General features: G+C 61.8%; 14 protein-coding genes. 13 read left to right on the top strand and 1 reads right to left on the bottom strand.

Annotated features, from left to right (window positions below; genetic code table 11):
• Window positions 1-5 precede the first annotated feature (5 nt).
• Genes gspD through gspM form a run of 10 tightly spaced genes read left to right on the top strand, consistent with a single transcriptional unit; the run spans window position 6 to window position 8,831 of the window.
• Complete coding sequence (gene gspD, locus AC1D1M_RS09755; protein WP_477775479.1) at window positions 6-1,922, top strand: type II secretion system secretin GspD; 1,917 nt, start codon at window positions 6-8, stop codon at window positions 1,920-1,922.
• 4 nt (window positions 1,923-1,926) lie between these two features.
• Window positions 1,927-3,399, top strand: coding sequence for a type II secretion system ATPase GspE (gene gspE / locus AC1D1M_RS09750; RefSeq protein ID WP_477775478.1), 1,473 nt, complete (start codon window positions 1,927-1,929; stop codon window positions 3,397-3,399).
• Window positions 3,400-3,402: 3 nt separating this feature from the next.
• On the top strand, window positions 3,403-4,611 hold the full coding sequence (gene gspF / locus AC1D1M_RS09745; protein ID WP_477775477.1) for a type II secretion system inner membrane protein GspF: 1,209 nt from the start codon (window positions 3,403-3,405) through the stop codon (window positions 4,609-4,611).
• A 3-nt stretch (window positions 4,612-4,614) separates the two neighbouring features.
• Entirely contained in the window at window positions 4,615-5,070 is a 456-nt protein-coding gene (gene gspG / locus AC1D1M_RS09740; protein ID WP_477775476.1) for a type II secretion system major pseudopilin GspG, read from the top strand.
• 3 nt (window positions 5,071-5,073) lie between these two features.
• Complete coding sequence (gene gspH / locus AC1D1M_RS09735) at window positions 5,074-5,541, top strand: type II secretion system minor pseudopilin GspH (protein WP_477775475.1); 468 nt, start codon at window positions 5,074-5,076, stop codon at window positions 5,539-5,541.
• Window positions 5,534-5,917 (top strand): type II secretion system minor pseudopilin GspI, encoded by a 384-nt coding sequence (gspI, locus tag AC1D1M_RS09730; protein WP_477775474.1) that lies wholly within the window; start codon window positions 5,534-5,536, stop codon window positions 5,915-5,917. The genes gspH and gspI overlap by 8 nt, the downstream gene beginning before the upstream one ends.
• Window positions 5,910-6,452 (top strand): type II secretion system protein GspJ, encoded by a 543-nt coding sequence (locus AC1D1M_RS09725; RefSeq protein ID WP_477775473.1) that lies wholly within the window; start codon window positions 5,910-5,912, stop codon window positions 6,450-6,452. The genes gspI and AC1D1M_RS09725 overlap by 8 nt, the downstream gene beginning before the upstream one ends.
• Window positions 6,449-7,300: a type II secretion system protein GspK gene (locus tag AC1D1M_RS09720; protein ID WP_477775472.1), complete on the top strand. Its 852-nt coding sequence runs from the start codon at window positions 6,449-6,451 to the stop codon at window positions 7,298-7,300. Before AC1D1M_RS09725 ends, AC1D1M_RS09720 begins: the two co-directional genes overlap by 4 nt.
• A complete protein-coding gene (gene gspL / locus AC1D1M_RS09715) occupies window positions 7,297-8,403 on the top strand; it encodes a type II secretion system protein GspL (RefSeq protein WP_477775471.1) in 1,107 nt (368 codons plus the stop codon). The genes AC1D1M_RS09720 and gspL overlap by 4 nt, the downstream gene beginning before the upstream one ends.
• On the top strand, window positions 8,400-8,831 hold the full coding sequence (gene gspM / locus AC1D1M_RS09710; RefSeq protein ID WP_477775470.1) for a type II secretion system protein GspM: 432 nt from the start codon (window positions 8,400-8,402) through the stop codon (window positions 8,829-8,831). Before gspL ends, gspM begins: the two co-directional genes overlap by 4 nt.
• Here the strand turns inward: gspM and AC1D1M_RS09705 are convergent.
• On the bottom strand, window positions 8,824-10,149 hold the full coding sequence (locus AC1D1M_RS09705; RefSeq protein ID WP_477775469.1) for an MFS transporter: 1,326 nt from the start codon (window positions 10,147-10,149) through the stop codon (window positions 8,824-8,826). The two genes, gspM and AC1D1M_RS09705, sit on opposite strands and share 8 nt — an antisense overlap.
• A 73-nt stretch (window positions 10,150-10,222) precedes the next feature.
• Here AC1D1M_RS09705 and AC1D1M_RS09700 point away from each other — a divergent pair, with 73 nt between their 5' ends.
• From AC1D1M_RS09700 to AC1D1M_RS09690, 3 genes are all read left to right on the top strand, one after another.
• Complete coding sequence (locus tag AC1D1M_RS09700) at window positions 10,223-11,125, top strand: LysR family transcriptional regulator (protein WP_150754744.1); 903 nt, start codon at window positions 10,223-10,225, stop codon at window positions 11,123-11,125.
• A 523-nt stretch (window positions 11,126-11,648) separates the two neighbouring features.
• Window positions 11,649-11,912: a DUF6124 family protein gene (locus tag AC1D1M_RS09695; RefSeq protein ID WP_477775468.1), complete on the top strand. Its 264-nt coding sequence runs from the start codon at window positions 11,649-11,651 to the stop codon at window positions 11,910-11,912.
• Between the two features lie 588 nt (window positions 11,913-12,500).
• Complete coding sequence (locus AC1D1M_RS09690) at window positions 12,501-12,884, top strand: type II toxin-antitoxin system PemK/MazF family toxin (RefSeq protein ID WP_150726602.1); 384 nt, start codon at window positions 12,501-12,503, stop codon at window positions 12,882-12,884.
• Window positions 12,885-12,922 lie beyond the last annotated feature (38 nt).

Genomic DNA, 12,922 nt, shown 5'->3' with positions numbered 1-12,922 from the left:
ATTTCATGAACAGCTTCGACGGTGTGCATTGGTTGCGCTCCATGTTTCTGCTTGCCGTTTTGGCGGCTGCAGCCTTTTCGGGCACGCTTCGCGCCGAAGAAAAATGGCAGCTGGCGATGAACAACGCAGAGCTGCGCGACATCGTCGAAGAGATCTCCAACATTCTCGGGACCACCGTGGTGCTGGACCCCAAAGTCTCCGGTCGCGTCACGGTCATGTCCCGGCAGGCCCTCGATCGTGAAGGGGTGCGCCGGTTGTTCTATTCGGTGCTCGACGCCCATAACTTCACGGTGATCGATGAGGGCGACCGGATTCTCATCACTCCGGTCGCCGAGGCCAGGACCCGGGCCGGCCAGGGCACGGTAAAAACCACCACGGCGTCGCAGTTCGTGACCGAAGTCATCGGCTTGAACACCGGTAGCGCCACCGATATTGCCGGGTTGGTGCGGCCATTGGTGTCTGCCAATGGTTATGTCGGGCCTTCGGTGTCGGCCAACGCGTTGGTGCTGACCGATACGGCTGCCAATGTGAAGCGCATCGCCCGGGTGATCCGCGAACTGGACTCCGGTCAGAACAACCTGCACGCGGTGGTTCAGCTCAAGCATGCCCAGGCGGGCGATGTCGCACCGGTGATCGAGGCGTCCATGGGCAAGCGCAATGCCGAGTCAGCGATACAGGTTCTGGCCGACACCAGGACCAATCGCCTGATTTTCATTGGCCCGCCGGTCGTTCGCCAGCGTTTGATCGAACTGGCCCGAGGTCTCGATACGCCGGCCACCACGACGCTCGACAATGCCCGGGTGATTCGCTTGCGTCACAGCGATGCCAAGCAGTTGGCCGAGATTCTGGAGTCGATGGGGCAGGGCAGAAAGCAGACATCCGCGGTCGGCAGCGCCAAGGACACGTCTGGCGGTGCAACCTTCATGATCAAGGCCGACGAAAGCCAGAACGCGCTGGTGCTGATTGCCGAGCCGGCGCAGGTACGGACCATCGAAAACATCGTGCGTCAGCTGGACCAGCCACGGGCCCAGGTGTTGATCCATGCTGCCATCGTCGAAATTTCCGGCGACATCGCCGAGGCCGTCGGCGTGCAGTGGAACCTCAACACAGGTGACGCCAAGGGCTTCATCAACTTTCCCGGCACCGACATTCCGATCGTCGGCGGGCTGAAGTTCGACGAGAAAAGATCGGCGCCGGAAGGGGCGATTCTGCAACTGGGCAGTGACCGCTTCGGCGCGCTGATTTCAGCCCTGGCCAGCAATACCCACAGCAACCTGCTGTCCACGCCGAGCCTGTTGACCCTGGACAATCAGGAAGCCGAAATCATCGTCGGCCAGAACGTGCCGTTCAAGACCGGCTCCTACGCCACCAACAGCAACGGCGCGGAGAATCCGTTCACCACCGTCGAGCGCAAAGACGTCGGCATCAGCCTGAAGATCAAGCCTTACATCAACGAAGGCTCGACGTTGCGCCTGGAGGTCGAGCAGGAAGTGTCGGACATCGCGCCGTCGGTGTCGGGCATTGATTCCTCGGACCTGATCACCAACAAGCGAGCGCTCAAGAGCACGATCCTCGCCGACGATGGCGAAATCATCGTGATCGGCGGCCTGATCAGGGACAGCGTGCGCACCCAGAAAAGCGGCGTGCCGCTGCTGCGTGACATTCCCTACCTCGGCGCGTTGTTCCGCTGGAGCCGCGACACCCAGACCAAAAGCAACCTGATGGTGTTCTTGCGCCCGACCATCGTGCGCAGCAAGGAAGACCTGTCCCAGGTCAGCCAGCAGCGTTACAACGCGCTGCGTGACTTGAGCAAATCAGGGGCGGGGGAAAACAACTCGTTGTTGCTGCCGTCCGAGGCGCGTGGGTTGTTCGAACCGGCCAGCGACGCGCCAGTGTTCGATTTGCGCGGCAAGGCGCAGTGAATCCATGAGCGAACTCTGCGAGCAATTGCCCTTCGGTTTCGCCCGGCGTTTTGGCGTGTTGCTGGAGCATGACGGCGACGACCTGCGCCTTGCCCTGCGTAGCGATGCGCCGCTCACCGCATTGACGGAAGCGCGCCGGGTGTGTGGGCGGGCGTTGCCGTTTCAAATCGTCGGAGCCGATGAGTACGCCTCGCGCCTGGCGGCGGCCTATCGCGAGGGGCACAGTGCGGTGGAGCAGGTTGCCCAAGGGCTGGACGAAGAACTGGACTTGCTCAGCCTGGTCGATCAGGTCCCGCAAACCGCCGACCTGCTGGAGCAACAGGGCGATGCGCCGATCATTCGCCTGATCAACGCGCTGCTCGGTGAAGCGGTGCGTGAGCACGCCTCGGATGTGCACCTGGAAACCTTCGAGCAGTACCTGTCGGTGCGCATGCGGGTGGATGGCCAACTGCGTGAAATGCTCAGGCCCAAGCGCGAACTGGCGACGCTGCTGGTGTCGCGGATCAAGGTCATGGCGCGCCTGGACATTGCGGAAAAACGCGTGCCCCAGGATGGGCGAATGGCCTTGCGCCTGGCCGGGCATGAAGTCGATGTGCGGGTCTCGACGCTGCCTTCGGCCCACGGCGAACGCGTGGTGCTGCGCCTGCTCGACAAGCAGGCCGGGCGCCTGGACCTGCATCGGCTGGGCATGCCGGACGATACCCTCGCGGCCCTGCGCCAGTTGTTGGGCAAACCCCACGGCATCCTGTTGGTGACCGGGCCGACCGGCTCCGGCAAGACCACCAGCCTGTACGCTGCGCTGAGCAGCCTGAATGACCAGACCCGCAATATTCTCACGGTCGAAGACCCGATCGAATATCACCTGCCGGGTGTCGGCCAGATGCCGGTCAATCCGAAAGTCGACATGACCTTCGCCCGGGGCCTGCGGGCGATTTTGCGCCAGGACCCGGACGTGGTGATGGTTGGTGAAATCCGTGACCGCGAAACCGCCGAGATCGCTGTCCAGGCGTCCTTGACCGGACATCTGGTGCTCTCGACCCTGCACACCAACAGCGCGGCCGGCGCGGTCACGCGGCTGGTAGACATGGGCGTCGATGCCTACCTGCTGGCGTCCTCGCTGGTGGGCATTCTGGCCCAGCGCCTGCTGCGCACCTTGTGCCCCCATTGCAAGGTTTCGTACCTCGCCGACGCGGCGGCCTGCCAGCGCCTGGGGCTAGACACCGCCACGCCGCACACCCTGTTCAAGGCCTCGGGCTGTGAACAGTGCCAGCACGGCTATCGCGGACGCATCGGCATTTACGAACTGATCAGCGTGACACCCGCTGTCTCGGCGCTGATCCATCAGGGCGCCAGTGAGCAAATCCTGGTCGACGAAACGCGCAAGGTCTCGCACAGCCTGTTCCAGGACGGGCGCCAGCGGGTGCTGGAAGGATTGACCAGCCTCGATGAGTTGCTGCGTGTGACGCAGGAGAGCTGACCGGTGCCGACCTTCGACTACCGCGCCCACGATGCCCAGGGACGATCCTGCAAGGGACGACTGGAGGCCGATGGACCCCGCCATGGGCGACAGTTGTTGCGTGAGCGCGGTTTGTGGCCGCGTGTCTTGATCGAGGTCAGGGCCGGCGGCGGTGCGGGCCAGCAGTCGCGAGGTGGGCGCCTGAGTGCTGCTGATCTGGCGCTGTTGACGTTGCAACTGTCAACGCTGGTTCAGGCCGAACTACCGCTGGAGGAAGCGCTCGATGCGGTGGCGCAGCAGAGCTCAAAGCGCAAGGTCGCAGGCCTGCTCTTCGCGGTCAGGAGCCGGGTGATGGAAGGCCACGCCCTGGCCTCGGCACTGGGGCAATTTCCCCGGGCCTTCCCCGAGTTGTTCCGCGCCACCGTTGCCGCCGGAGAACGCTCGGGGCATCTGGGCCATGTGCTGGAGCAACTGGCGGCCTACACCCAGGCCCGCCAGGCCTCACGGCAAAAGATTCAGATGGCCCTGGTGTACCCGTTGATCCTGATGTTGGCCAGCGCAGCAATCGTCGGTTTTCTGCTCGGTTATGTGGTGCCGGATGTGGTGAAGATCTTCGTCGACAGTGGCCAGCCGTTGCCCTGGCTGACCCAGGCGCTGATCGGCGTGAGCAACGGCCTGCGCAACCATTTCCTGTTGTTGATGAGCGTGCTGGCGACGTTGTTCGGCCTTTGGCGCTGGAGCTGGCAGCAGCCGCAGTGGCGCCTGCGCTGGCATCGTTGGGTGCTGAATGCGCCAGTCATCGGTGAAGTGCTGCGTGCCATGGAAGCCGCGCGGTTTGCCAGCACCCTGGCGATCCTCGGCAAAAGTGCCGTGCCGTTGGTGGACGCCCTGGAAATTGCCGCCGCGGTCATCGGCAACCTGACCATCCGCGCGCGGATGGTCGACGTCGCCCGTTCCGTCCGCGAAGGCGGAACGCTGACCCGCGGCCTGGAACTGAGCGGCGACATCCCGCCAATGATGCTGCACATGATCGCCAGCGGCGAACGTGCCGGCGAACTCGACCGCATGCTGGCCCGGGCCGCCGAACAACAGGAAAACAGCCTCGCCGCACGCATTGCGCTAGTGGTGAGCCTCTTCGAGCCGGCGATGCTGGTGCTGATGGGCGGCGTCGTGCTGCTGATCGTCATGGCCATCCTGCTCCCGATTCTCAGCCTCAACCAATTGGTGAATTGATCCATGCAACCTGTCCGTAAAAACCTTTCCCGCGCGCAACGCGGTTTTACCCTGATCGAAATCATGGTGGTGGTGGTCATCATCGGCGTGCTGGGGGCTATCGTGGTGCCGCAGTTCATGAGCCGCCCTGATCAAGCCAAGGTCACTGCCGCCAGAATCGATATCCAGGCCATCGCCACTGCCCTGGAAATGTATCGCCTCGACAACGCCCATTACCCTTCGACCCAGCAAGGCCTGGAAGCGTTGGTCAAGCGTCCCTCCGGACTGCCCGTGGCACGCGGTTGGAACCCTCAGGGTTACCTCAAGAGCATGCCGGTCGACCCGTGGAACACGCCTTATCAGTACCTCAATCCGGGTGTGCGATCGGTAGACGGCACTTACGACCTGTATTCCCTGGGCGCCGATGGCGTAGCGGGCGGCGAAGGGGTTGCAGCCGAAATCGGCAATTGGGGCCATTGATCGGTGGGCTACCGCTGCCGGGGGTTTACCTTGCTGGAATTGATGATCGTGATTGTACTGGTCGGCGTTTTGCTGGGCATGGTGAGCCTTGCCGGTGGGGGCAGTCCGGCGCGTGAGGTGAAGCAGGAAGCCGAGGCGATGATGCAGGTGATCCATCAGTTGCGTCAGCGCGCCGTGTTCGAAGGTCAAGAGTACGGCCTAAGGCTGAGTACCGATGGCTACCGGGCGATGCGCCTGGAAGTGCGCGGGTGGGAGCCGGTGGCGGCGCTTTCTCGCTGGCCCCTGAGCGCGCGAGTACGTTTTCAGCAGGACGGCTATGGGGTAGAGCTGGACGCTGATGAAGGACCGCCGCAGTTGCTGATACTCAGCAACGATGAAACCAGTGCCTTCACCCTGACATTCGAGTCCGGCAACAGGGCCTGGCTGAGCCTGTCCGGCGATGGCCACGGCGAGGTGGTGATCGATGGCTAGCCCGCGATCCCGATCCGCCATGGGCGGTTTCACACTGCTGGAAATCATGGTGGCCCTGGCGGTCTTCGCGACACTGGCGGCAGCCGTGCTGTCGGCCAGTCAATACGCGGTGAAGCAGCGCGGCGCTGTTGAGGAGCGACTTTTTGCGGCGTGGCTGGCGGACAACCGGTTGAACGAGCTTCGCCTGCAATCCGGCTTGGCGGCCGGTCAGCAACAACAGGTCGTGTCCATGGATCAGCGCGACTGGGTGCTGCAACAGCACATCAGCGCCACCCGCGATCCGCGTTTGCTCCAGATCGACATTCAGGTCAGCCCGGCGAACAGTGCGCACGCCTTGCATCGTGCCAGCGGCTGGATACTCGCGGGTCATGAATAAGCAGCGCGGGTTCACCTTGCTGGAGCTGGTCATCGCCATGGCCATCTTCGCCGTGCTGGGGGTGGCCAGTTGGGGCTTGTTCGATGGCGTGCTGCGAGTGCAACAGGGCACGACAGCCCACGAGCGAGCACTCAGGAGCCTGCAACGAGCGGTGGCGGTGATCGAGCGGGATCTGCTGCACGTTACCGCACAGCCGATGGTACTCGCACCGGCGCTTTTGCAGTTCCAGCGTAGTCACTGGCGCAATCCTCTGGACCAACCGCGAAGTGAGCGTCAGGCGCTGACCTATCGACTCGACGGCGGCGTGCTGTGGCGCGAAAGCCAGGGCGAAGGTACGGAGTTCGTGCAGCGACAAAAACTGCTGGAAGGTGTGCGCGAGTTGAGCTGGCGTCTGTTCGACAACCAGTCCGGCTGGGTCGCTCATTGGCCGGCCGGGCAGGACGCAAAGGCGCCCTTGGCGCTGGAGGTGCACGTCTCGGTCGGGCGCTTCGAATCGATTCGTCGGGTGTTGCCGATGCCGGGTGCTTTGCCATGAACGGGCACCAACGTGGCATCGCGTTGATCAGTGTACTGCTGGTCATGAGCCTGGCACTGCTGATCATCGGTGGCCTGTTGCGCAGCCATCACCTTTCGCTGCAAAGCAGTGGGCAACAGTTGCAGCAGATACAGCTGCGGCAACTCGCATCGGGCGGGGAAACGTGGGCGTTGTTGCTGTTGCGCGACGCGTTGCAGGACGCGAAAAAACCCGTCGAACGGTTGCAAGGCTGGACTGACATGGCGCCTGACTTCGAGGTTGACGATGCGCAGATCCTTATCGATATCGACGACCTCGCCGGGCGCTTCAATCTCAATGCGTTGTTACGCCAGGGGCAGGTGGATCAAGTCACCCTCAATCGTTGGGCACGTCTGCTCGAGCTGCTCGAACTGCCTCCTCTGCAACTGAGCCAGGTCGGGCCACTGCGGGAACTGAGCCAGCTGCGCTTGCTACCTGGCATTGACGCTCGCTTGCTGCAGCAGCTGGAGCCCTGGGTGGCGCTGTTGCCCACCGACGCCGCCTTGAACATCAACACCGCACCGGCGCTGCTGTTGAGAACGCTCGGCGAGGTGGACGCCGCGACCGCCGATGCGCTGGCGCGTCAGGCGGCAGCAACGCCCTGGGCGAGCGTCCAGGCGTTTACGCAGGACCCGTTGCTCTCCGGGCAGGGCCTGAACAATCACGGACTTGGTACCCAAAGCCGCTGGTATCGGATAAGGGTGCAGGTGACCCGGGGCGGGCGCGAACTGCACCTGGCCACGGATGTCGGGCACGACCCCAAGACTCGACAGCTGACGGTGCTGCAACGACGTTTTCTTCCCATGAACAGCCACGAGAGACCGCGATGAACACTTGGCTTTACCTGACCGCCGAAGGCCAGGACGCGCCATCCAGCCTCTGGCCCTGCGTCCTGTGGTCACAAACCGGTCAACGTCAGCCGATGCCACTGAATCAAGCGGCCTCGGCATTGCAGGGGCAGGCGGTCGATGTGCTGCTGCCTATGGAAATGTGCAGTTGGGTTCGTAGCGAGCCATGGCCGTCGCGACGTATGCCCGAAGCCCAAGCCATGGCCTACGCCGTGGAAGATCAACTGAGTGAAGCGCTGGAGGTCGTGCATCTGAGCATTGGCGCTCGTGATCGTGACGGCTGCTACCCGGTCATGGTCATTGGTCGCGAACGGTTGGCCGCCGTGCTCGACTTGCTGCGCGAGGCGGGTATTGAGGTGCGCGGGGTGTTCGTCGATGCAGATGTGTTGTCCGGCGATCAGCCGTACGGCGCATGGTGGTTCGGTCGCTGGTTGTTGGGCGCAGGCCTGTCGGCGCGTATGGCGTTGTCGCAAGACCACCTGGCACTGCTCACTCCGTTATTGCCCAAGGACATGCAATGGCTGGATGAGCGTGAGGCCCCCGCAGTAGTCGACCAATGCCTGGCCCGCCGTCCAACCCGGGCCATCAACCTGTTGCAAGGCACATTCGCCCCACGCGGCAAGCGTCTGCCCTGGCGTGCCGGCGGGTGGGCGCTGTTGATGCTGGCGCTGTTGACCTGGGGTGCCAGTGAAACGCGAATCCGCTTCCTCGACAGCGAAGCCCGCCGCCTCACAACTCAAAATGAACAGCGATTCAAGGCGCTTTACCCTGAGCAAGGCCGCATCGTCGATATGGCAGCGCAACTCAAGGCGCTGCAAAGCCAACCTGTCGAATCGCAAGATACCCGCATTGCGGGGCTGGTCCAGTTGATTGAGCAGGTGGTCGGCGCCAGTCCGGTCGAGGTCCTGCGCATCGAGTTCCGGGTCGGCGAAGGCTGGAAAATCCAGCTGACCGCCAGCAGCTTTGCCGAGCTGGAGCAATTGCGTGAACGCGGACGACAACAAGGCATGCCCGTCCGGCTCGATAGCGCGAACAAAGCTGCTGACCGGGTGCATGCCACCCTCACCGTGGAGGACGAAGCATGAAGCAAGCATGGCGGCGCATTTCCGTGCGCGAACAACGGCTGTTGCAGGTGTTGGGGGCTTTTTTGTTGGCGGTTGTGGCTTTCAGTGTGATCTGGCAACCGACCCGGCAGCGCCTGGAAACTGTCGAGCGACAGTATCAACAGCAGGCGGGGCTGGCCGCGCAACTGCAGCGGGCGTTACCGCGCAGCCACGTCCCCGTCGACAGCGATCAACCGCTATCGCTGCGCATCAGCGAAAGCGCCACAGCGGCGGGGCTGGAAATCCGTCAGATGGAGAGCGACAGCGATCTGCTGCGCCTGACCCTCAATGGCAATGCGCAGCCGTTGATGCAGTGGCTCGACGGCATGGAGCGCAACGGTGTCGCGCTGCAATCGCTGACCCTGGAAAAACGCGACGATGCCCTGGAGGCTCGGCTGGTACTCAAATAGCCGAGGTGTTCTGCGGCAACAACGGCAACTTCGCCAGCTTCAACGCGACCAGCAGCGCAATCACCAGCAGCGTGCCGATGAACAACCCGATGCCGTTCCAGCCGCCCAGGTGCCAGAACACGCCACCCGCCGTACCGGCGATGCTTCCCCCGGCGTAGTAGCTGAACAGGTACAAGGACGATGCTTGCCCCTTGGCCCTGGTGGCGCGGCGGCCGATCCAGCTGCTGGCCACCGAGTGGGCGCCAAAGAAGCCGAAGGTAAAGATCAGCATGCCGATGATCACCAGCGGCAATGGCGTAAACATCGTCAGGGCGAGACCACCGATCATCAGCGCGATGGTGCTCCAGAGCACTTTGCGGCGGCCGAGTCTGTCGGCCAGCGAGCCGATTTTCGCTGAGCTGTAGATGCCCGACAGGTACACCACCGACAGCAACCCGACGAAGGCCTGTTCCATGTGGTACGGCGCGGCCAGCAGGCGATAGCCGATGTAGTTGAACAGCGTGACGAACGCGCCCATCAACACAAAGGCTTCAAGAAACAGCAGCGGCAGGCCGGCGTCGCGAAAGTGCATGGTGAAACCGTCGAGCAGGCTGCGCGGGTGCAGCGAGCGGGCGCGGAAGTTGCGCGATTCCGGGAGGATTTTCCAGAACACCGCCGCGGCAATCAGCGCCAGGCCACCGATCACCAGCATCGCCGTGTGCCAGCTGACGAAGTCGATCAATACCCCGGTGATCAAGCGTCCGCTCATCCCGCCTATCGCGTTGCCACCGATGTACAGCCCCATGGCGAGGCCGATGTGCTGTGGGTGGATCTCTTCGCTCAGGTAAGTCATCGCAACCGCCGCCAGGCCGCTCAACGACAATCCAATCAGTGCACGCATCAGCAGCACACCGTGCCAGCTCGGCATCATCGCACTGGCCATGGTGCACAGCGCAGCGGCGAACAGTGCTGCCACCATCACCGGTTTACGCCCGATACGGTCGGAAATCGGGCCAGTGATCAGCAGGCCGATGGCAAGCATGCCGGTGGCGATAGACAGGATCAGGCTGCTTTGCGCCGCGTTGATGGAATACTCGTGGGACAGCAGCGGCATCATCGGCTGCACGCAGTAGAGCAGGGCGAAAGTCGCGAAGCCGCCGCAGAACAACGCCAGCACCGTGCGCATGAACGCCGGGGTGCCTTTTTCGATGTAGATCTCCGCCAGCTCAGCGGCGATAGCGTCCGGTGCTGCAGGAGGAACTTCATGGGCGAGTGGGGCGACAGCAGTTTTCACGTGGGACCTCGGAGGGCACAGCCGGTCAGGCAATGAAAAAAGCATATAGCTGGCTAATGATTCAATCCAATATATTGTTCGACCTGTTTGATAGCTTTTACGACCTAATGGGGTTTCCATGGAATTGCGTCATCTGCGCTACTTCATCGCCGTCGCCGAAGAACTGCACTTCGGCCGCGCTGCACAGGTGCTGGGCATCTCCCAGCCACCGCTGAGCCAGCAAATTCAGGCGCTGGAGCAGGAAGTCGGTGCACGGCTGTTCGAACGTACCAATCGTCGGGTCGAGCTGAGCGAGGCCGGTCGGCTGTTTCTGCAAGAGGCGCGGCTGGTGCTGGCGCAGGTCGACAAAGCGGCGGATGTCGCGCGACGGGCGCAACTGGGCGAGTTGGGTGAACTGAAAATCGGCTTCACCTCGTCGGCACCCTTCAACTCGACCATTCCCCAGGCGATTTTCTCTTTTCGCCAGCGCTTCCCGGCGGTGCACTTGAACCTGCGGGAAATGAGCAGCACCCAGGTGGCCGATGCGCTGGTGGACGAGTCGATTGAAGTCGGCATCATGCGCCCGCTCGGGTTGCCGGACTGCCTCAGTGTGGTCGAGTTGATGCGCGAGCCGCTGGTTGCGGTGCTCAGCTCCAAGCACCCGTTGGTAGAGGGCAGCGAGGAGGGCTTGTTTCTGTCAGCCCTGGCGCTTGAGCCCTTTGTATTTTTTCCGCGCAGCTACGGCAGTGGCCTGTATGCGCAGTTGCTCAGCCTGGCCCGGGACTCCGGCTTCAGCCCGCACTTCGCCCAGGAGGCAGGAGAGGCGATGACCATCATTGGGCTGGTGGCGGCGGGGCTCGGTGTGTCGGTGCTGCCGGCGTCTTATCAGCGGATGCGCATCGACGGTGTGGTCTACCGCCCGCTGCTCGATCCGGCGGCGGTGTCGGCGGTGTGGTTGGTGCAGCGTAAGGACCAGAAGTCGGCGATGGCGCGGGCGTTTGTGGAGTTGTTGACCAGGAAGGTCGAGCCGTTAGAGGCGTGACTGCTGCGCAGTCAATCGCGAGCAAGCTCGCTCCCACAGGTTTCAGCGGTGTGAACACGATTTTGGAAGTGCCGGGAAACCCTGTGGGAGCGAGCTTGCTCGCGATGGCGTCCGAGAGAACACCAAAAAGACCAGCTGTATGGAGCAAGAAGCATCAGTCCTGCCGGACGCTTTACCACCCGCCGTGGGACATTTCCGAAATCCCTCGCAACGGCTACAGCGCCTTGCGACGTTGCCTGCAACTACTCCAGAATCCGCCGGCTTGTGCGCTTTGAGGGTCATCGCTAACTTGATTCGTGTCACTGATTGTCAGTGATCGGGTTTAGCAGCCCGTGTCCACAATGAAGCGCATTTGCGCTCCTGATAGGCAGGTATATCCATACCTGCTTTTGACGGTAGCTGTGCGCAGGGCGCCTTCTGGCGCGCCGGTTTCATCGTGGCCCGGTCTGCTAACCTGCGTACAGCTGCCACCCTTTTGATCAGTAGCGATTCGGTGTGGCCCCCACTTTCAGGACGCTGAATCATGACCAATACGCCGAACCAACCGGATACCGATCGGGACGCGCCACACCAACCCAGCACCCTCTTCCTCATCGCCCCCGATATCGACAACCACACCCTGCTGGAATACGCCTGCGTGTCGCTAGCCTCGGCAAACGTCATGGCAAGTGACTTCGCCAGAGACCTGAAGGGATCGCAGGGCCACACACTGCTGGGGATCCAGCAATCGATCATGCTGGGGGAGCTGGCGGTGAATCGGGTGCTGGATAATCTTGATCCGCCCTGATCACCCCATTGATTGTTCCCATACGTGGTAACGCTCAATTCGCCTTACATCGAGCAAGCCGGAGCAAATCATGACAGGTCAATTCCGTCGCTGGGACTCTACCGAATACTTAAAGACCGAAGAGGATTTGGCAGAATATCTGGATGTTTGTATGGACGTGGGGGGGAGGGGATCCAGAATTCGTCGCCAAGGCGCTTGCGACAATTGAGCGTGCTCGCGAATCACACCCAACGTTCCCGAAAGAGGCTAATGAGAACCTTAAGATCCGGGGCAACCAACTATCCCATGGCCAGACACGTTAAGGGCTATGACAACTCGACCTGTCTGTGAAGGGGGGCCGAAAGGCGCTCAATCCAGCACGCCGCACAACGTCACACACACAACACTTCTGCTTTGGGCAGCTTTATCCGGTGGCGGCGTGGCTGGTGCAGCGCAAGGATCAAATGGTCGCCGATCACCAAGGTATTTGTTGAGCTGTTGACGAGTAGAGATAAGGGGCTTGAACGCAGGGACACTTCACGTAACGGATCCGGTTTCGTGATTCACCCGATATTGAGCAGAATCGATTTCTTTAGATGAGTGCCATGGATGCCACTTCTATATCAACCCAAGGAAGGCAGCGTACTGATTTGTGATTTCAGGGGTTACGAAGTTCCCGAAATGATCAAGGTCAGACCTGTTGTCGTGATTCGCAAACACAGAACCAACAACTTGTTGGTGACGGTTGTGCCGCTTAGTACAACCGCTCCGGATCATATGCTTGAACACCATCTAGAGCTGCCGAATCATCTGCAGGGAGCAAGTCCGACTTGTTGGGCTAAATGCGATATGGTTGCCACCGTCAGTCTTTCCAGGCTCGACCGAATAAAGAGCCGAGATCGTCGAGGGAAGCGCACTTACGTCATTTCACAACTTGAAACAGATGAGTTTTTTGCGGTCAAAGTCGCTGTACGCAAGGCCTTAGGCCTATAAGCGCAGCAGATTTGGTTGAGATGGGCAAGTTGCCAGCG

It is taken from the genome of Pseudomonas sp. P1_F7, from assembly GCF_056405655.1.
Note: the sequence above shows the minus strand (reverse complement) of the source record. Positions and strands in the feature narration are given on the sequence as shown.

Excerpts from the sequence above, each read along its gene's own strand:
- gspD (WP_477775479.1), top strand. The coding sequence starts at position 6 with ATGAACAGCTTCGACGGTGTGCATTGGTTGCGCTCCATGTTTCTGCTT.
- gspE (WP_477775478.1), top strand. The coding sequence starts at position 1,927 with ATGAGCGAACTCTGCGAGCAATTGCCCTTCGGTTTCGCCCGGCGTTTT.
- gspI (WP_477775474.1), top strand. The coding sequence starts at position 5,534 with ATGGCTAGCCCGCGATCCCGATCCGCCATGGGCGGTTTCACACTGCTG.
- AC1D1M_RS09725 (WP_477775473.1), top strand. The coding sequence starts at position 5,910 with ATGAATAAGCAGCGCGGGTTCACCTTGCTGGAGCTGGTCATCGCCATG.
- AC1D1M_RS09720 (WP_477775472.1), top strand. The coding sequence starts at position 6,449 with ATGAACGGGCACCAACGTGGCATCGCGTTGATCAGTGTACTGCTGGTC.
- gspM (WP_477775470.1), top strand. The coding sequence starts at position 8,400 with ATGAAGCAAGCATGGCGGCGCATTTCCGTGCGCGAACAACGGCTGTTG.
- AC1D1M_RS09690 (WP_150726602.1), top strand. The coding sequence starts at position 12,501 with ATGCCACTTCTATATCAACCCAAGGAAGGCAGCGTACTGATTTGTGAT.
- AC1D1M_RS09695 (WP_477775468.1), top strand. The coding sequence starts at position 11,649 with ATGACCAATACGCCGAACCAACCGGATACCGATCGGGACGCGCCACAC.
- gspG (WP_477775476.1), top strand. The coding sequence starts at position 4,615 with ATGCAACCTGTCCGTAAAAACCTTTCCCGCGCGCAACGCGGTTTTACC.
- AC1D1M_RS09700 (WP_150754744.1), top strand. The coding sequence starts at position 10,223 with ATGGAATTGCGTCATCTGCGCTACTTCATCGCCGTCGCCGAAGAACTG.
- AC1D1M_RS09705 (WP_477775469.1), bottom strand. The coding sequence starts at position 10,149 with ATGCTTTTTTCATTGCCTGACCGGCTGTGCCCTCCGAGGTCCCACGTG.
- gspL (WP_477775471.1), top strand. The coding sequence starts at position 7,297 with ATGAACACTTGGCTTTACCTGACCGCCGAAGGCCAGGACGCGCCATCC.